Origin of the sequence: Nostoc sp. NMS2 (assembly GCF_017115105.1) — a bacterium.
Lineage (GTDB): Bacteria > Cyanobacteriota > Cyanobacteriia > Cyanobacteriales > Nostocaceae > Nostoc.
The window spans coordinates 1-19,597 of record NZ_JABXKH010000175.1 but is presented as its reverse complement, the minus strand read 5'-3'; the positions used below and the strand labels follow the sequence as shown (position 1 = coordinate 19,597).

The 19,597-nt window shown below is 40.0% G+C and carries 16 protein-coding genes and 1 pseudogene; 7 read left to right on the top strand and 10 right to left on the bottom strand.

Going from position 1 to position 19,597, the window contains the following annotated elements; translation table 11 throughout:
• Nucleotides 1–267 precede the first annotated feature (267 nt).
• Nucleotides 268–840, top strand: coding sequence for a Uma2 family endonuclease (locus tag HWQ36_RS32380; protein ID WP_292710633.1), 573 nt, complete (start codon nucleotides 268–270; stop codon nucleotides 838–840).
• A gap of 12 nt (nucleotides 841–852) precedes the next feature.
• Nucleotides 853–2,043, top strand: coding sequence for an MFS transporter (locus HWQ36_RS32375; RefSeq protein WP_292710631.1), 1,191 nt, complete (start codon nucleotides 853–855; stop codon nucleotides 2,041–2,043).
• Between the two features lie 302 nt (nucleotides 2,044–2,345).
• On the opposite strand, the gene HWQ36_RS32370 is transcribed toward HWQ36_RS32375, so the two are convergent.
• The 6 genes from HWQ36_RS32370 to HWQ36_RS32345 all read right to left on the bottom strand — a co-directional run bounded on the left by HWQ36_RS32370 (nucleotide 2,346) and on the right by HWQ36_RS32345 (nucleotide 11,033).
• Nucleotides 2,346–3,839: a radical SAM protein gene (locus tag HWQ36_RS32370; protein ID WP_292710630.1), complete on the bottom strand. Its 1,494-nt coding sequence runs from the start codon at nucleotides 3,837–3,839 to the stop codon at nucleotides 2,346–2,348.
• Nucleotides 3,832–6,624, bottom strand: coding sequence for an AAA family ATPase (locus HWQ36_RS32365; protein WP_292710628.1), 2,793 nt, complete (start codon nucleotides 6,622–6,624; stop codon nucleotides 3,832–3,834). Before HWQ36_RS32365 ends, HWQ36_RS32370 begins: the two co-directional genes overlap by 8 nt.
• 14 nt (nucleotides 6,625–6,638) lie before the next feature.
• Nucleotides 6,639–8,297, bottom strand: coding sequence for a hypothetical protein (locus tag HWQ36_RS32360; protein ID WP_292710626.1), 1,659 nt, complete (start codon nucleotides 8,295–8,297; stop codon nucleotides 6,639–6,641).
• Nucleotides 8,298–8,302: 5 nt separating this feature from the next.
• Nucleotides 8,303–9,190: a trypsin-like peptidase domain-containing protein gene (locus tag HWQ36_RS32355; protein WP_292710624.1), complete on the bottom strand. Its 888-nt coding sequence runs from the start codon at nucleotides 9,188–9,190 to the stop codon at nucleotides 8,303–8,305.
• A 6-nt stretch (nucleotides 9,191–9,196) separates the two neighbouring features.
• On the bottom strand, nucleotides 9,197–9,538 hold the full coding sequence (locus HWQ36_RS32350; protein ID WP_292710621.1) for a CU044_2847 family protein: 342 nt from the start codon (nucleotides 9,536–9,538) through the stop codon (nucleotides 9,197–9,199).
• Between the two features lie 1,354 nt (nucleotides 9,539–10,892).
• On the bottom strand, nucleotides 10,893–11,033 hold the full coding sequence (locus HWQ36_RS32345) for a hypothetical protein (RefSeq protein ID WP_292710619.1): 141 nt from the start codon (nucleotides 11,031–11,033) through the stop codon (nucleotides 10,893–10,895).
• Nucleotides 11,034–11,262: 229 nt separating this feature from the next.
• On the opposite strand from HWQ36_RS32345, the gene HWQ36_RS32340 reads away from it, so the two are divergent.
• Nucleotides 11,263–13,212: an AMP-binding protein gene (locus HWQ36_RS32340; RefSeq protein WP_292710617.1), complete on the top strand. Its 1,950-nt coding sequence runs from the start codon at nucleotides 11,263–11,265 to the stop codon at nucleotides 13,210–13,212.
• Between the two features lie 42 nt (nucleotides 13,213–13,254).
• Nucleotides 13,255–13,704 carry a YlqD family protein gene (locus tag HWQ36_RS32335; RefSeq protein WP_012412623.1) on the top strand — a complete coding sequence of 150 codons (450 nt, stop codon included), beginning with the start codon at nucleotides 13,255–13,257 and terminating at the stop codon, nucleotides 13,702–13,704.
• A gap of 79 nt (nucleotides 13,705–13,783) precedes the next feature.
• On the opposite strand, the gene HWQ36_RS32330 is transcribed toward HWQ36_RS32335, so the two are convergent.
• Together HWQ36_RS32330 and HWQ36_RS32325 are read right to left on the bottom strand one after the other, a co-directional pair.
• Nucleotides 13,784–14,308 carry a hypothetical protein gene (locus tag HWQ36_RS32330; protein ID WP_292710612.1) on the bottom strand — a complete coding sequence of 175 codons (525 nt, stop codon included), beginning with the start codon at nucleotides 14,306–14,308 and terminating at the stop codon, nucleotides 13,784–13,786.
• Nucleotides 14,309–14,698: 390 nt separating this feature from the next.
• Nucleotides 14,699–14,878: a hypothetical protein gene (locus tag HWQ36_RS32325; protein WP_292710609.1), complete on the bottom strand. Its 180-nt coding sequence runs from the start codon at nucleotides 14,876–14,878 to the stop codon at nucleotides 14,699–14,701.
• A 102-nt stretch (nucleotides 14,879–14,980) separates the two neighbouring features.
• Here HWQ36_RS32325 and HWQ36_RS32320 point away from each other — a divergent pair, with 102 nt between their 5' ends.
• From HWQ36_RS32320 to HWQ36_RS32310, 3 genes and pseudogenes are all read left to right on the top strand, one after another.
• Nucleotides 14,981–16,279: a dihydrolipoamide acetyltransferase family protein gene (locus HWQ36_RS32320; protein WP_292710606.1), complete on the top strand. Its 1,299-nt coding sequence runs from the start codon at nucleotides 14,981–14,983 to the stop codon at nucleotides 16,277–16,279.
• Between the two features lie 161 nt (nucleotides 16,280–16,440).
• Nucleotides 16,441–16,635, top strand: a pseudogene (locus tag HWQ36_RS32315) (hypothetical protein); the annotation flags it as partial.
• 93 nt (nucleotides 16,636–16,728) lie between these two features.
• Complete coding sequence (locus tag HWQ36_RS32310) at nucleotides 16,729–17,334, top strand: DUF411 domain-containing protein (RefSeq protein WP_292710602.1); 606 nt, start codon at nucleotides 16,729–16,731, stop codon at nucleotides 17,332–17,334.
• Nucleotides 17,335–17,552: 218 nt separating this feature from the next.
• Here HWQ36_RS32310 and HWQ36_RS32305 read toward each other — a convergent pair whose 3' ends face one another.
• Together HWQ36_RS32305 and HWQ36_RS32300 are read right to left on the bottom strand one after the other, a co-directional pair.
• Nucleotides 17,553–18,500 (bottom strand): tetratricopeptide repeat protein, encoded by a 948-nt coding sequence (locus tag HWQ36_RS32305; RefSeq protein ID WP_292710599.1) that lies wholly within the window; start codon nucleotides 18,498–18,500, stop codon nucleotides 17,553–17,555.
• 249 nt (nucleotides 18,501–18,749) lie between these two features.
• Nucleotides 18,750–19,220, bottom strand: coding sequence for a hypothetical protein (locus HWQ36_RS32300; protein WP_292710597.1), 471 nt, complete (start codon nucleotides 19,218–19,220; stop codon nucleotides 18,750–18,752).
• Nucleotides 19,221–19,597 lie beyond the last annotated feature (377 nt).

Here is a 19,597-nt window from a genome sequence, read left to right as displayed (position 1 = left end):
GGACTAAGATAAAGTCAAGGTTTTAAACCCATGTAGGTGGGTTTTGTCTGTATAGCTGCGAATTCTATTCGCCAGGGCTAGGGCGTGTTTTCAAAGTAATCGTTTAGCCTCGTAACTTTTTAGATCCCCCTAAATCCCCCTTAAAAAGGGGGACTTTGATAAATTTTTGCCCCCCTTTTTAAGGGGGGTTGGGGGGATCTAAGACTTTGAAAACACGCCCTGGTATGAATTGAAAAAATACAAAAGCCAGATTAAAGAAGTTAACCCATGAGTCAGATTCTTAATACAGGAGTACGCTGGACAACTCAGGATGTGGAACTGTTACCAGAAAATGAAGGGACGCGCTACGAGATAGTTGATGGAGAATTATTTATGAGTAGGACACCTCACTTTAAACATCAGCAAACTTGTGGGCGAATTTTCGGACAACTTAACATTTGGTCGGAGTCTACTGGTTTAGGAGAAGCTGTAATCAACCCCGGCGTTTTGTTTTCAGAATCAGATAATGTGATTCCTGATGTAATTTGGGCTACTAAAGAAACCTTGGCGCTAACATTGGATGAAGCGGGACATTTAACTGGGGCACCAGATTTAGTAGTCGAAGTCTTGTCTCTTATCAACGAAGATATAAGACAAGATAAGGAAGCTAAACTTAAACTTTATTCTTCCAGAGGAGTAAAAGAATATTGGATTGCTGATTGGCGATCGCGTAAACTAGAGGTCTATCGCCGCGAACAAAATCAACTTAAATTGGTAGAAACTCTATTTAGTAGCGATGTTATAAGTTCTCCTTTATTGCCTGGTTTTAGCTGTACTGTAAACCAGTGTTTTCCTGTATAAATTTTAGATTGAATGCAAAAACAAATACCAACTAACGCATTAACTAAAGTCCAGGTACTGATTATGGCGATCGCATCCGGTGTTTGTGTCGCTAACATTTATTATAATCAGCCAATCCTCAAAGATATTGCATCTTCTTTTCGAGTCGGTGAAGGCGAAGTGGGTAGCATATCTGTGCTTTCGCAAGTTGGTTACGGTTTTGGACTTTTCTTTTTAATCCCCTTGGGGGATAAAATCAACAAGAAAAAGTTAATTCTTTCCTTACTGATATGTTTGTTTTGTTTGTTGATACTCATGACGTTTTCACAAAACATCATCGAAGTTTGGATCTTAAGTGTAGCGATTGGGATTGCGACAGTATCGGCTCAGGTTATTCTTCCCTTAGCAGCAAGTATAGATAGAGTAACTACAGGGAAAACTGTAGGCTATATTTTTACTGGTATATTGATTGGAGTTTTAGGAGCAAGGGTTTTTAGTGGATATATTGCTGAATGGTTTAATTGGCGTTATGTATATGGATTTTCGGCAGGAATGGTTTTAATTGTTACTGTCTTACTAAATATATATTTACCTAATATAAAAAATGAATTTAACGGTTATTACTTGGAATTATTAAACTCAACAATTCAACAATTCAAACGCTTTTCTTTATTAAGAGAAGCGTCTTTAATTGGCGGGTTATTATTTGGTGTATTTTGCTCATTTTGGACAACGCTGACTTTCCATTTAAGCGGAGCGCCTTTCAATTTTCAATCTGACACAATTGGGATGTATGGCTTTGTGGCGATCGCAGGTGCATTGATGGCACCAGTTTTTGGTAAACTAGCCGATCGAGGTAACTCGCAACGTTCCTTGACTATTGCTGTATCCCTCGTGATTGCAAGTTTAGTAATTGCTAAAATTGCTTCTAGTTCAGCGATCGCGATCGCTGTTGCTGTATTGTTACTAGATGTAGGTGTACAAGCAATCCAAGTCACCAATGTAGCCAGGATATACACTCTTGATGCTCAATCGAATAGTCGGATAAACACTGTTTACATAACTATCTATTTTATCGGCGGTGCTGTAGGTACTAGCATTGGTTTATTATGCTGGAATTTTGGTGGTTGGAATTTGGTAACTTGGCAAATGTTAGTTTTTACTTTGCTCGGATTTTTTATTATCGTCAGACCTAAAAATACTACAGCAAAAACAAATAAATAATCAAAGATTTTTTATCTTATATCAATTCGATTTGATTTTTGAAAAAATCTAAGTATATCTAAAGCAATACGGTTCAGTTAAGGCTAAAACTCTGCGCTCGAAGTCAATTTTTTAACGAACCGCCAAGGCGCAGAGGACGCAGAGAGAAAAAAGAAATGCTTAACCCAAGCGTATTGATATCTAAAGTGGATTGCTGCATAGCATAATGCACTTTATGTAGAATATTGCTTACTTAATCTGGATTTAGATCCCCGACTTCTCAAAGAAGTCGGGGATCTTGTTTCTCACAAATGATTCAAAGGTCAACTATATTTTATCAGACGTAAGCCCTCTAGTCGGAGAGCTTCAGGATAGAGAGCTTTGTAAATATTGCAATTTGGAGATTGAATATCATAACGGCCTGTAGCCTTAAACGTAGCCAGAGAGCAACCACCCGTACACCAGTATTTCCACTCGCATGTCCGACAGCCTTCTTTTTCCTCAACAGATAAATTCTGAATACCTGTTTTATCTTGTCGCACAACAGTTAAAGGATCTTGAGTATCAACGGAGGATACAGTTTTATGTAGCTGCATCTGACATTTGGCAATTTGTCCTTGATAATCAAATACGAGATAGCTTTGCCCAACTCCACAAGTTCGTTTATGAGGAGATGATAAATTAGCACGATCAACTAATGAACCTAATAAGCTTCGATTAGGTAATTTCAATTCAATAACTTTGAACGCTGCCAACATTCCTTGAATCAACTTAGATTCTTCTAGTTGCAAGTCTTCGTAAGAAGCTGACAGTTCATTTTCACGATAGAAATTTAAACTAAATGGCAAATTATGCTCTAATATCCATTCAATTAAATCGGGTAATCCTTCTGCATTCCGCCCGCTAACGGTGATAGAAATATCGGGTACAATCCCGTTTTGCAAAGCAATTTTAATACCCCGTTCAACATCTTGAAACGATCCCTTTCCACCTGCGTAAGTTCGTTGGATATTGTGGAAATCTGATAATCCATCTAGTGAAATCATGAGACGCAGATTCAATCTTTGAAGCATCTCAATAATCTCAGATGTAATTAATGTTCCATTACTAAGAACCACTCCATCTAATATAATATCTGTTTCTTTGCTAAGGGATTGAGCATATAAATGTAGTTCTTTAATTAAAGGAGAGCATAATAATGCTTCTCCTCCGGCATACTTCAGTTTGACGCGGCGATAATGATTTAAGCTGGCAGAGCGAAATGTAGATTCAATAGCGGCTTTACCTATATCTATTGACATATCCCTTGCTAAATGAGGAAGGTAGCAGTAATCACATCTTAAGTTACAGCGATCGGTTATATGTAACCATGCAGATAAAGTTTCTGGTATTTCATTTAGTTTAGATGAGCTATTATTTTTAGGAACAATTAAACGGGATTGATATAGTTCCTGAATAGCTGTCTGTAAGTCTATTTGGTTAATGTGAGAATTCTCTGTTGTGATATCATCTAATTTATGAGGATTTGTAAATAGTTTTAGTAAATATAATGCGGATTGATTCAGAACTGCTACTTTATGATCAGTCCCATAACAGATAGAGTAAGTATCATCTAAATTCATTATTTGCGAATTGGGAGATATAACAAACTCTGTCTCAAATATCCCCAAAGATAATGATATATCTGAGCTTAATTCTGCTAAAGGGGATAAGTCACAGGCACAGTCCCCTCCATCACAATCACATTGCCCAGTTGGTATGCAGGTAGAATTGAGAGAAACTAAAATTTGGGGTCGATCAATTTTTTTACTAAGCATGAGAAGATGGCTGTTTTGTTGCACGGATTCTAGTTAAAAACATTTGTTGATCGCACCATTCTTTAAGAGCTTTATTGTCTTGCCAGTGATGTTTGAGTTGCTGAATTAGGGTTTTAGAAAGTTCTATAGGCAACCGTTCGATTTTCTTTTGTAGCAGATTTAGCTCATGTTGGATCGAATAGGGGCCAAAACCTCCATCCTGGAAGATTTGGGGTATGCCTTGAGCATATTTTGCAAAGGCAAGATCGTAGTTCTCTTGTTGAAATGCCACATCACCTTCTATCCGTAAGATTCGACCAAAGTACAGTTGATAGGTATCTTGATATGACTGGAAGCGATCGCTAAGTTCTCGTGCATAATCTGAAATATGCTGGTATGCTTTTGCATAATAATCAAACTCTGCTTTCCCGACTAGGCTATCGATGGCATATCGCCTGTCATTGTACTCTAGACTAGTGTGGTAAGAGCGATCGTTTAGTTTGAGAGCTTGTTCTTGCAAGGTGCGATCGCACTTTTGAAACCCAAGATGCCAATAAACACTGGCCGTTTGGTGCAAAATTCCAGGTAATTCTTCTTCAATTCCGTATTTTTCTGCCAGTTTCAGGCTTTTTTTTAAAGCATCTTGAGCTTGACTGAGTAGATTCAAATCCCATTCTACCTGTGTCACATCCCAAACGGCTTCATTTACTACCTCAGCACTAAACCACTGATTTAAGCCTAATTGAAAGTATGCCCTACACAATATTCGATTATCGTTTTCCTCATTGTCGCAACGGCTTAATGCTCGCTCAAGTAGCTGTTTAGCTTTAATATAATTACCATTATCTATCGAAATAGTAGCAGAGGCAATTTCGGCGTGGGCTATTTCGCGTTCACTATCAACACTCGACCACATATCAATAGCAGCCTTAAAACACTGTTCAGCCTTTATGTAATCTTTTTCTCGTCCATACAAGAATCCCAAGTTATTCTGAATGCTAGCCATCACTTGAGTTAAGCCTTTGTTAGGAGTGTCAACTTCCATAGCAGCATCCCAACCTAGTTTGTAATATTTTTCAGCTTCCTTAAAGTTGTTGAGTTGTCGATAAAGATAACCAACTTGGTTAGCTACACCAGGAATAGCAGATGATAGTTTCTTCCCTTGAACTAGGGATAAACACTTTTGCTGATATTTCAAGGCTTCGTCATAAAGATGCAACTTGGTATTCAGCATTCCCAAGACATTGTAAATATCTGCTTGATTATAAGAATTAGAAGATTGTTTGGATAGCATTACCTCTAACTTTCTCACCTCATCTTCTGTTCTACCCTTGTCTTGAATATCGTGAGCAATCTTGGAGTCAAAAATAATCAGTTCAGATTTTTGATCGGGGTTGAGGTCTTTTTCAAACCCTTTAGCAATTGCCACCAATTGTTTGACAAAGCTAAATTTCTTAGCTTGACGGCGTATCCTATCAGTCACTTCCCGCCAAGTTTCAAAGCCTTTTATCGGATCGGCATATAAAGCATTCTCTAGCCATCGGATAGTATTAAATTCCCGTAGTTGTTTAATTTCTTCAATCAGAAACTCAATGTTAGCGACTTGATGACAATCATCAGAGTAACGTTGAACCTCCAGTTTCCTTTTTTGTGGGCCTAAATCATAATCTTTTTGCTCAAAATATTTGGCAGCAATCCGACTATCTCGTTTTCTCCATTCCTTATCGGGGTCAATATCTGCCCATACATATTTATTAACCAAGTCTCGCACAATATCATGCAATGCTATTTGAGAACCACCGATTACTGGTTTGATAAAAAAGTAGCTTTGGGCATCAATAAATAATCTTTGAGCATCTTCTGTCGATAGTTCTAATAAATTAGCAATATCATCACTATCTAATGGATAAATACGTGAAAGCAACAGGGTTAGCCGATCCATTGATGTCCGAAGCTGCGTAATATGTCGAACCATCTCAGCTTCAAATCCACCAGTTTCTTCTAACCGACTTGGAATAGTTTCTATATCTTCACTCTCTAACCAATCTGGTATAACTTCCCGATAAGCATACTCTACTCCAAATTCAATCATGATGGGGCTACCACCAGAAAGAACTATAATCTTTTGAACTAAGTCTTTTCCAAGAGTAAAATGAAGTTGCTCCTCTTTGGAAAGAATGTATGTCTGCACATCTTCATGAGTAAATTCATTTAATTCAAAATAAGTTAATTCTTCTTCTTTAAATGTCTTTTCTAGAATTTGACGGGCAATACTAGGGCGACCGGCCAAAATAAATACGGCGTTATCTAGTTGCTGACATAAATTACCAATATATTCCCAAACTTCGGCTCTTACCTCTGCTTGTCCTAACTTCTCAACTGTATCAATTAAAAATACTAATCTCTGTTGTTTAGATTTTCGATTAATTTCATCGACTAAAAACTTTTCAAGTTGTTTGCGTTCTTCTTGATATGAGGTTTGACTGAGGCGGTTTTCATCTTCTCGCAGTTGTCGTAACCGGAGTAGCCATTCTTGATATGTCGTATCATACAATTGTTTGGCGATTTGAGTGCATAAATCTTCTGCATCATTAAAAACAGGAGTATCACAATCAATAATTTCACTTGTTCCGATTTTAACTTGGTTGAGGCGGTTTTGTAATTCATTAAGTAACCAAGTTTTGCCAATTCCGCCTCTACCCTCCACCAAAACAACATGCAGTGTATTAACTTCTTGAATCAGGGTAATAATTCGATTTAGATGTTCTTCACGACCAACAAACTCTAATTTATCTATTTCAGACATAATCGGCTCCTGAGTTAATTATTTTGAATAGCTTCATCAAGCTTATGAATTAAATATCTATAGGGTGTATCATTATATTCGTCATTGTGGAGATAGTAATTTACAAGAAACTGAAATTCCCAGTCATGCTCTACTTCAGATTTTAGTGTAGACAGAAATTCATGGGTTTGCTCTCGGTCTGTATGGCGGAATATTCCAATAGTTTCTTCAACAGTTTCATCAAAGAAAGTTCTGCGAAGTTCTTGTCTATAAGCTAAACTATCGCCACCACAATTGATAAATCCAGCATGTTGCTGAAGGCTTTGAAAAAAATACTGCATTGACCAAGTTCCCGCTACAGCACAATCATTCTTAGATTTAAGCTCGTGAACATATTCCCAGCAAATTTGAGCCGCTTCGCTACAAAGCTTTTGAAAGCTATCAGGCGAACTTTCTCGGAGAAGACCAATAACTAGCAGCCGACGGGTCATTCCATCTTTGATAATCGTTTTGTCACGAGTAAAAATTGATGTCTTTGTCAGTTCAGCGTTTAATTTAAAACTATCATCGCTGAAAGGTAACTGAAATCTTCTAACGGCTTCCTTTAATATCCAATGACCATTTAGTATGGGAAATATACTCAGTTTTTCAATAGATTCATATAGATGATTATTTTCTTTAGCCAAGCTTTCTTTTATTTGATCTCTACAATGTTTTAGGGTTTTTTCCCATAATTTACTACCATAACTTTTTAAAAATAAATTAACTGTATAACCGCCACCTCGATAAACTTTTAGCGCTTCAGCAATCCCTCCTGGATGCCCGCCAGTTAAATACAGTAAGTGTCCTGCTAGTAGTGCAAGACTTTCAGAGGTCATCTCGATAGGCTTGAGATATTTTGTTGCTGTATCCTGAACTACTTCCCAGTTAAAAGGAGAAAGGATTAGTTTAGGAAAAAGCCGATCTGGGGGGAGGTCTGTAAGACATCGGGCTGCAATCACAACTCGAAGACTCTTGGAATTATCCTTAAAAAATTGTAATTCTTTCAAACATTTTTCAATTCTCCATCCCAATTCTTTAAGTTGATCAAAAATTTCGCTTAAACGTTGTTTTTGTGGTGCATTTCCATCCAGATCGATTAATAGTACAATACCTTTCTGTCCCTCCGATTGCCACCTAGCCCAATTTCTACGTAATAATAAACCTAAGCGCTCTCCCCAAGGCAACTCATTTCCTTCTTGGATCTGAAGATTGAGAGAACTAGCTAATTCCTTTTCTAACTCTTCAATACTTTGATCGCCAGACATAGAAGCATAAGCGCAACACCATTGTAATTGTTGAAACCGCTTCTGGATCTGTTTGAGAAATTCTGTTTTTCCGTAACCTTTGGGAGCCGTTATCAGACGATAAGTAGGAGAATTATTTCCTGTAATATCACTAATTGCAGCATCCCGATTAGTGAATGGGATTTTATCAGGGTCAACTTGCTCTAGAGATTCTTGATTTAGCTGGTTTAACTCTGAATCAGCTTTTTTTATTTCCTCAAATTTATTATCAAGTTGCCTTTGCAATTTATTTTTATCTACATCATTAACCGTCCACCCTATTTGGTCGCTAATACTTTCAATGTCACTTTTTAAACGGGCTATTAGCTGCTCAAGATACTTCTTTCGGAAATCTGAAGAATTTTTCATTGCATTTAAATGGCATTAAGTTCACTTTCTACTCGATCGAGTTCTTGTAGTATGGTATTGATTTGGCGTTGAATGATATTGCGATCGCTCGCAGCGAGTGTATAGTTAAGCTGGTTGTAAGCTGCTTCATAGTCACTGCTTAGAATCTCAAAGCGTTGTTGCAGAGTTTTGATTTTGAGTTGTTGTACCCGACTCGGACTGTTCTGAGTATGTGTATTTGATGAAATCGGCAAGGTTATTTCATCCCATGCTTTGCTCAATACATCCGCCGGAATCATGAAAGCAGTCTTGATATCTTCTCGCTGTTTCTCCGCCGCCACAGCCATACCAACCACTCCTGCAAGGGTTTCATCCCATATAGGCGCACCACTAAAGCCCGGTTCTACCTTGTAGCCAGTTACCTTACTGTCTTCCAGTTGCACCCATCCCTTTCCTTGCCCGTCTCGTAATACCCCCGTAGACCAAACGCCATCATTGTGTCCGTGAGGAAAACCGAATATGCGGAAAGGATGCCCCCAGACGTTATTAGCCCAAATGAGCTTGATAGGTTGCGTTTCATAAGGCAACTGCTCTTCTATTTGCAACCCGGCAATATCTTCAGGTTCGGAGGTTGATACATTGTTGACAACAGGTTGCCAAAAAACAACTTTAGCTTTTAGTTTTTGCCCTGGTGCAATTAGAGGGAAATCGAAGTAAATATCATGACTAGGAGCTTCAACTATATCCTGTGGTAAAGATAGAGCCAAGGTAACAACGTGAGCGCATGTCAGGATATAATTTTGACTTCGCCCAGATACTAAAAAACCTACACCAACTACCGCACCATTCGGATGAAAAATCCGAGCGATCGCTGACCTAAAAGCTGGAATATAATTATCTACAATCGATGCCATCTGTTACTATGCCTTGTCTTGCTTCCATTTCAAGGTAATTTCGTAGTTAGCCTCACCACCTACAGAAGTGAAAATTGCACCCGCAACAGCATTTAACTTAATACCAAATTTCACCTCTACCTCATCGGCAGGTGTATTAAGCTGACTCAGTTTGATGATAATTGCTGAAGCCACAGGTTGTATTTGGTCTAATACTTCATCAAATTTCTTTTTAGCTTCAACTACCATTTGCCCAGCATCTGGTCTGGCAACACGGACAAGAGAATTGCTATTTTCTGGCTCATCAACCTCAGCTAAAAACTTTGTGCCATCTTCTAGATAAAACTCTGTGATTTGTTTCCGAATCATGGGAGAACCTGTGATGTTGAACTAATAGTTGAATATGTCGATAATCAAGATAGTTTGTAGAAGTTGTTGTACATGATATTGTTTTTATCTAAGAGGTTGTTTTAAAAGTGTTTGGCTGTGATTTTAGGCAATTATTGATCCCCCCTAACCCCCCTTTTTAAGGGGGGAACCGGAATCAAAGTCCCCCTTAAAAAGACGTGAGTTCGACGACTGCTATTTTGACCTCTCCCCCAGCCCCTCTCCTACGAGGAGAGGGGAGCAAAAACCCTATTTTCTCGTTACTCCTCCCTTGCCTTTTAGGAGAGGGAGGCTGGGAGGGAGAGGTCTATCGAACTCACGTTAAAAAGGAGGCAACCGGAATCAAAGTCCCCCTTAAAAAGGAGGAAACCGGAATCAAAGTCCCCCTTTTTAAGGGAGATTTAGGGGGATCTAGAAATACCGACAAGTAGACTTTTAAAACATCCTCTAAGTAGCAAGGTGTAAATATAAAGTTTGTAGTTAGGACTTTAGTCCTGATAAACCTTGCTATGAGCGATGAATCGCTCACTACGAACAATGCTTCCTGCAAACTTTTCTTGGGTCAATCTTAGAAGTTTGTGAAGTTTATTAAGAAACTTACCAACTGTCGGCTGTTTGGGCGTTAAAGCAGTTTGACTCTCATGTAATAGATTTAACAATTAATATATTAATTGTTATATTAGTTATATGTGTACCCTAACTTCAATTAGTAAATATACTGAGTTGAACTCTGGCAAGGAAACAAAGGTGGAGTGGAAGCCTAAGAGTTTCAAGTAGTTCTTAGCCTTGCACTTCGAGTCTTGGCGGGACTAGTAATACTCTTCGGTTAAGGCAAGAGACGCGATTTATCGGGTTTTTGTGATCTTTATAGCAATCCTGAATCATTGGTGATAAACAAGAACCCCAACTTCTGAAAGAAGTCAGGGCTGTATGGGTTGCAATTATTACAATTGAGATAGATACACTACTGAACGACGCGATCGCACTGTGAAAGTATGTACGTACTGTTCAATAAGCTTGTGTGGAAATGATAAATACTTACAGCATAACAGTTTCAGCAATCCCTTGCATAAGTAAACGCATAAACTCTTATTTGAAATGCAAAAATATAGGTGTCGGAAAAAAATAAATTTTTCCAATTTGGCAAACAATCCATTAGTTCGGAGAACACTTAGAACAAAAATCAGGACTGAATTTGCAATATTGACTACCTGTTAATGAGTACGCTGTACAATAAGGAAAACTCGTAAGTTCAATTTTGGCTGTTAGCAATTTTGAACCGTTCCGCAACACTCCATTAGGTTTGGTTTTATCAGCCAGAAGGATAGCTACAAGCTTAGGAAACGCTATGCAAATAGTAATATTGAGCAGCGTTAGCAGTATAGCGTCTATCAAATTCATAGGTAATCATCTCCTGTGAAAAATAGGCGTAGGCGTAGCCCGCACTTCGACTTCGCTCAGTGACCGTCGTAGACATCGCTGTTTTGAGGTGCAAGCATAATATTATGTGTAGGATTGACCTTTAGTACATCTATTGCTTGCACTCTATGTAAACTAACTTTAACATAAATTTTTGTAAATATAAACGTGGAATTCCTGGAATTATTATACACAGAAGGAAATGTGGATAATAATGACGATTATTGTAGCGGGATAACAAAATAAACTGGAAAAACAATTAATTTACGATATTTAGGTAAGGTGTTATGTCAAAAACCCAAACCGCGTCTTCTTTTTTATCTAACATCACTGAGCAAGAACGTGAGGCATTAAAGCGGTTGGTAGATTACACAAATGTGGAATCGCTACCAGAAGTTTGGCCTTTGGCATCTCAACGATTTGGTGATGTTATCGCCCTCCGCAGTCCTCACGCCAAACCAGAGATTGTGATTACTTATACACAGATGGCGGAGCAAATACAATTATTTGCGGCTGGGTTACAGGCGTTGGGAGTGAAGGTAGGCGATCGCATTTCCTTAATTTCTGACAACAGTCCCCGGTGGTTTATTGCCGATCAAGGCATAATGACTGCTGGAGGCGTTGATGCGGTGCGTAGTTCCCAAGCGGAAAAAGAAGAATTGCTGTTTATCATCGCTAATAGCGGTAGCACGGCGATAGTTGTTGAGGATTTAAAGACACTTAAAAAACTACAAGATCGTCTCCAAGATTTAGCAATTCAGTTTGTCATCTTAGTTTCAGATGAAACACCACCAACAGACGAAACCCTAAAGATACTGAATTTTGCACAGTTGCTCGAAATTGGGAAAAATCATAATTTTGTGCCAGTTAAACAAAATCGTGACGCTCTGGCAACCCTAATTTATACCTCTGGCACTACGGGCAAACCCAAGGGTGTAATGCTGTCTTATAAAAATTTGATGCACCAAGTAACAACATTTGGCACAGTATTACAACCAAACGCAGGCGACATTGTTCTCAGTATTCTACCTTCGTGGCATAGCTACGAGCGGACTGTTGAATATTACCTACTATCTCAAGGTTGCACGCAAGTTTATACTAACTTACGTTCCGTGAAAGGAGATTTGAGACAATTTAAACCCAATTACATGGTAGGTGTACCCCGCCTGTGGGAATCGATTTATGAAGGAGTGCAAAAGCAGTTCCGCGAACAACCAGCGAAAAAGCAACGCCTAGTTAACTTTTTATTAGGCATTAGCGATAAATATATCAAAGCGCAGCGAGTTGCTCAGGGATTGGATTTAAATAATCTTCATGCCTCAGCCGTCGAACGATTAACAGCTAAGATCCAAGCATTGGCTTTATCACCCCTCCACGCCTTGGGAGAACGACTAGTTTATGCCAAAGTGCGAGAAGCCACAGGAGGACAAGTCAAGCAGATGATTAGTGGCGGTGGTGCGCTTCCCAGACACATCGATAACTTCTTTGAAATTATTGGTGTGCAGATTTTGCAAGGTTACGGTTTAACAGAAACTTCTCCTGTAACCCATGTGCGCCGTCCTTGGCGAAATTTGATTGGTGCATCAGGGCTACCACTCCCCGCTACAGAAGCTAAGATTGTAGATCCTGAGACAAAAGCGCCTTTACCAATAGAGAAGCGAGGCTTAGTATTGTTGAGGGGGCCGCAGATTATGCAAGGCTATTACCAAAATCCCGAAGCGACAGCGAAAGCAATTGATGCTGAAGGTTGGTTTGATAGCGGCGATTTGGGCTGGTTGACACCACAAGACGACTTAGTGCTGACTGGCAGAGCAAAAGATACGATTGTATTGACTAACGGGGAAAACATCGAGCCACAGCCGATCGAAGATGCGTGTTTGCGATCGCCCTACATCGATCAAATTATGCTCGTCGGCCAAGATCAGCGCAGCCTGGGAGCCTTGATTGTCCCCAATGTCGAAGCCTTAGAAAAATGGGTGCAAAACAATCCGGCCACTTCTTCACCTAGTCAAAAAATTGACTGGGAGAGTAGAATGATCCAGGATTTATTTCGGCAAGAATTGAATCGAGAAGTGCAAAATCGTCCAGGCTATCGACCGGATGACCGCATTGGGACATTCAAACTCATTCTAGAACCGTTTTCCATCGAAAATGGTTTGATGACACAAACACTAAAAGTTCGCCGACATGTCGTCACGGAACGTTATCACGATATTATTGACGGCATGTTTGCCTGATAATTCCACCTCCCAACTGTAAAGAGTGAACGTGAAATATTTATGGATGTCTCCAAATCTAATTTGCTTCTGAAACGTGTCGTTAACGTCAAAGTTATTGTGACTCCCCTGTGGAAAGAGGAAGTACAACAGCAGCTGCAAACCCAGATCAATCAACTCGATCAGCAACTGCAACAGCTAGACGTAGAAGGACAAAGAGCGATCGCCGCAATTCAAAAGCAGAGTCTGCAACCACCCGGCCCCCAGACCCTCCAACAAATTGACAATATCCAACTCCAAGTCAATCAAAAGAAAAGTGAATTTCTAGAACAAAAAAATCAGTTGCTGCAAAATCTCCAGCAAGTGCAGTTTCTCCAGCAAGATCAGGAAGTCAACCAATTCCAAATGGAAGGCTTTTTCCGGGTAGAGATAGGAGATAACCTGATTAGCAAAATGCAAGTAGAAATCGTTCTGCGCGATGGCGTTGTAGAAGAAATTCGTGGCGATATTTAGATTTGTCATTTGTCATTTGTCCGTTGTCATTTGTTTTGTGACCAATACTTCGACTACGCTCAGTACAAGTGACCAATGACTAATGACAAATGTGATTTAACTTAGTTTGGGAGCGGCTCCCAGCCAAACATTCTACCTGGGAGCCAGCCCAAACTATTTGCCAGACTGGAGGAGAACTAATAAATAGCGATCGCCCGAAGGCTGACATCTCAACTCGATATTTAACTGCACTAACTGCATCATCACCCCGCTTGAATTGGGTAATCGTCACTAAAGCCTGATTTCGTTGTGGATAAGCTACCTCTACCTTTCGCGTTCCTCCCACTGCTGCTATGTTATCAAAGGCATTCAGAGCGAGGGTAGCAGGATCGCTTCCTTGGAGAGATGAGTTGATATTTTCTAAAGGTATAGTTTTATAATCGAAACGCTCTGAGTATGCCACAACCTCTTGAGACTGATGTATTGCTCTCACCTGCTGGGTTTGCCCATAACTAGTCTCAACAATCGGTGCAGATTGCTGGCGCTGGGTAATATAGACCCCAGCGCCAGCAGTGGCAAAGATACCCAGTATCACAATCAAAAAGAATTTTAGCTTTGCCGACATAAAAGTAAACAGGAATTTCAAATAGGTTTATTACCAATTTTGAATTCTAGATTGAACTGCATCCCATATCCTCTACCTGTGAGAAGCTCTTGTATCTTAAGCATTCGGCATGAGGAGTATAAATAGCAATCTCATTTAATCTGTGAGAAACTCGTGGTTGTTTTTGCAAGTCAACGATTAAAACGAGATATTGGCTAACCCTTAAGGATAGCTCTGTATTATAGACCTCTAAGTTATATTTAGGTTCCTGGAGTGAATCGATTAGTCATTAGAGATATGAGTGAAAAAGAATTGTTTTGACGTAGCAGTGCTACGTCTCTACAAGGGTTCTGGGTAACGCATATTTAATTTCTGGAGATGTCTATTAGTAGGACTTACGCAAGAAACCTTTCAAACTCCTATTTCTCCGTGTCCTCTGCGTTCTCTGTGGTAGCCTGCGGCAAGCCCTACGGGTTCGCCAGTTATTTTATGCAGGCGTTCCCGTCCACCGGACTGGCTCACCGCTTTGCGTCTACGATTTTCCGTTACCTGTGCGTAAGTCCTAATTAGTTCCCAATCCCCAATTCCCAATCTAAAATATTAAATCTCCAGCCCAAAACTCTCCCGCCAAGATACAATTCGATCTGATGAAAGCTGTTAAAGTCCATAAACCATTGATTTCCAAACCACCCTATGAGCATTCACGAAGTATTTATGCCGGCGCTGAGTTCCACCATGACGGAAGGCAAAATCGTCTCCTGGGTGAAATCGCCAGGGGACAAAGTGGAAAAAGGCGAAACAGTGGTGGTTGTAGAGTCAGATAAGGCAGATATGGATGTAGAAACCTTTTATGAAGGCTTTCTTGCCCATATCATAGTTGAAGCTGGTGAAACTGCCCCGGTAGGATCTGCGATCGCCTTCATAGCCGAAACTGAAGCTGAAATTGAACATGCTAAATCTCTCGCCAATTCCTCTGGCGCGGCTGCTACTCCTACCTCTTCCCCTGAACCAATCCCCGCCACAGCCTCAGTTGCAACACCTGCCTTATCTCAAAATGGCTCTAACCACAAAGAAGGTAGACTTGTAGTTTCACCCCGCGCCCGCAAATTAGCCAAAGAACTCAAAGTTGATTTAACTACACTCCAAGGCAGTGGCCCCCACGGTCGCATTGTCGCTGAAGATGTAGAAGCATTGTCCAATAAGGGCAAACAACCCGCTACTGCCCCAGTTGCCCCACCAACACCTGTACCAACCAGCGCCCCAGTTGCATCCCCAGCACCTCGGACACCAGCACCCGCACCAGTGGTAGCGGCTGTTCCTGGTCAAATCGTACCTCTAACTACCTTCCAAAATGCCGTAGTGCGGAACATGGTAGCCACCATATCCGTGCCCGTCTTCCGTGTCGGTTATACAATTACCACAGACGGATTAGACAAACTTTATAAACAAATTAAATCCAAAGGCGTGACAATGACAGCGCTACTGGCGAAAGCTGTAGCAGTGACATTGCAAAAACACCCATTGTTAAATGCTAGCTATTCAGACCAGGGTATTGTTTATCATTCTGATATCAACATTTCCGTAGCAGTAGCGATGGATGATGGCGGATTAATTACACCTGTGTTGCAAAATGCAGATGCAGTGGATATTTATTCTCTATCGCGGAATTGGAAGTCTTTGGTAGAACGTGCCAGAGCAAAACAACTACAGCCCCAAGAATACAACAGTGGCACTTTCACCCTGTCTAATTTGGGAATGTTTGGCGTAGACACATTTGATGCGATTTTGCCGCCTGGACAAGGTTCAATTTTAGCGATCGGGGCATCCCGTCCGCAAGTAGTAGCAACACCCGATGGTTTATTTGGCGTGCGGCAACAAATGCAGGTGAATATTACTTCTGACCACCGCATTATTTATGGTGCCCATGCTGCGGCGTTCTTGCAAGATTTAGCAAAATTGATTGAAACAAATCCTCAATCTTTGACAATGTAATTTTGAAAAGACACCAAATTTAAATGTTAGCGCTATAAGCGAGCAACCGTTTTTCGTAGAGTAGCGCTAACAATAAATAATACTTACACTTAAATTTTTATGAACAAACCATGTAGCGATATCACATCTCTACATGGGTTTATGTCCAAAGTGATATCAAAGTGACATACGACAACACCCTGAAATATCTGGTTGAGCAGTATCCAGAAGATTTTATCCGCTACTTACTTGCATCTGAGGCAAGGGATATCCAGATTCTCAAAACAGAATTAAATCAAGAACCAATTCGTGCTGATTCAGTAACCTTTTTGCAAACTGCCAATCAAATACTGCATTTAGAGTTTCAAACTTTACCACGCAAAGCAAGCGCAAAAGAAAAGTACGCAGAGTCTTTTTGAAGAGAATTTGTTACAACAAATTTATGCAATGTTGTAATCAGGAAGCTTTAGATGTCACATAAACAGTTTATTTATTGCTGGCAAAAATGGTTACTTCCCGTCTTGGTACGTGTAGTAGTAACGATTTGTCTCACAGTAGGGGTGTTAGGCATCTTGGGAAGCACTGCTTCTATGAGTAATGCTCAAGCTGTTTTTCCTGCTTCTGTTACAGCTAATGCTCAACTAGTAAGTACTACTAGGCACATCCAGAATAAGCATATTCCATCAAAACCAACAGCGTTAAATGCCACTGTATATCACAGTCCCGATTGTAACTGTTGTGGCGGGTGGATTGACCACTTAAAAACACAAGGTTTTCAAGTCACAGACTTTTCCACGCCTGACATCGAAACAGTTAAACAAAAGTACAACGTGCCGGATAACTTGTCATCTTGCCACACAGCAATTGTTAATGGATATGTCATCGAAGGACACGTCCCAGCAAACGACATCAAACGTTTGCTTCAAGAAAAGCCAAATGTTGCTGGTTTATCTGTTCCTCAAATGCCTGTAGGCACTCCTGGGATGGAAATAGGAAATCAAAAAGACCCGTTTACTGTGTTTGCTTTTGATGGCAAGAACTCAGTTGCGGTATTCAATAAATATCCGTCTTCTTGATATCATCTCACTGGATTCAGAGGATGTTTTAAAAGTGGATTTTAATCTATGTTTAGCGATTAAAAATGGCCAAAAGCTTTTAAAATATCCTTGTATTATAGCGGTTCTCAGTTGAGTGAAATACAGACCTAACAAGAACAGCCCCTTCCTTACAAGGGAAGGGGAGTAGTATTGCTTCCATTCGAGAACCGCTATACCTGAATCAGTGGTAGAAGATATTACTGGTTAGAATCAGTTTTGATTAACTGCGACAAATGACTGAACCATCTCTCAAACCAGAAGCGAGATGTTATGGTTGAAACATTTTGAGAAAGAAGCTCAATCGCATGGTTACAATCTTGTAGGCTTGCATCGATTCCCATTGTGTGATAAATTCCGCGAGCATTGCAAAAAGCATTCATCGCTTCTGATTCTCGATTGATTTTTTCTAACACTAAACCTAAATTAAACCAGGCGTTTGCTTCTGCATTTTGGTCATCAAGATTCCTTCTAATTTCTAATGAATACTGATGAAACTCAACTGCCCTTTGGTACTGTCCCAGAGCCTTATAAGCACTTCCCAACCCACTTAAGGCCATGCCCTCACCATTGCGATCGCAGATGAATCTTGTCAGTTCTAACCATTGCTGGTAAAACTCAATTGCCAGTTGATACTGCCCCAATGATTCATAAGTATTGCCCAAACTTCCTAGACAAATGCCTTCTCCGGTGCGATCGCCTGTTTTCTTTGCGATGCTCAACCACTGCTGATAAAACTCAATCGCTTGCTCGTATTTGCCCAGGTATTCATAAGTATTGCCCAAACTTCCTAGACAAATGCCTTCCCCAGTGCGATCGCCTATTTTCCTGGTGATACTCAACCACTGGTGATAAAATTCGAGCGATCGCTGATATTTCCCCAGTGATTGGTAAGCGTTGCCCAATCCAGACAAAGATTTGGCAACGCCTGCGCTATCGCCTATTTCTTTCGCTATCTCCAACCATTGCTGATAAAACTCAATTGCCAGGTGGTACTCCCCAATGGACTGATAAGCATTGCCCAAACTTGCTAAACAAATGACTTCACTATTGCGATCGCCTATTTCTCTGGCTTTGTGCAAGCACCGCTTTTCAAACTCAATGGACTCGATGTTATTTAGGCTCCCTGTTCTAATTACTTCTGTCATTCTCTATAGAAAACGAAATTTTTGCTTGATAGGTTGTTGATTATACAATTTTCCGTGCCTTCAGCACACAATAACAGAACTTATAGGTACAAGTTCTGTCAAAATCTAGGAATTGTTCTTCAATATGTAACTTTGTTTTATACAGCAGCGATCGCTGTGTATAAAAGGCTTTTATTTATATTTGGTAAGAAGCACACGAATATAGTATACTCATAAATTTGGCTTTAGAAAAAATATAAGAAAAACCAATCAATCAGCAGCAGCATAATCAGGCAATGCGTTAAGTTGTAAATTAACAGCACTTAGATAATTTTGGTCATTTAAAACTTTTGATGGTAATTTATCCGCATTAACAGCAGCCTTCACCAAATCGTTTGCAATAATCTTTCTGTTCTGAGTTTCAAATACTAGTATTTCTCCACTAGGAATGCCGTGCTGCTTCAAACCTCCTTGATACGCAAAAGTAACTAGATTGAAAGGCTGGAGGTAATTCACAGAAGTAGAACTAGTGGATAAATTGTTAGAGTTAATAGCGATTATTTCACTACTATTGTTAGTAGCTGTTTGAGCGCCAGCGATTCCAGGTACAAGAGTAATAGAAGCAAAAATAAGTGCAGATTTTATTAAAGTAACGAGTTTCATAAGGTGATTCTTAGGTAAAATGCGATCGGTTTCTTTAGTAATAGAATCTTCTTTATTATTAATTTCAGCTTCCTTCATTCAGGTCATCTGATCGGTTGATATCTGACTCACCCAAAAGGGTGAGCCAATTGAGCGATAAAAAGTCCGTTAAGTCGAGATATATAACAGAGCGATTGTAATTTTCTAGTACTTAACTGAGGCGAGTTGAAAATTTATGCAATTTTTCAATTTGCATCTTTCCGAAGAATCCTCAAAGATTTAGGTTTCCCAAATAACGCTGTTGGACAGCAACAGTCAAGGGAGCATCCCAATGCAAGCTTAAATCTTTTCCCTCACCCCCAGCCCCTCTCCCATCTTTGGGAGAGGGGAGACATAACTCTAGTTCCCCTTCTCCCATCTTTGGGAGAAGGGGTTAGGGGATGAGGGCTATCAAGGTTTTTGCACATTTGGGATGC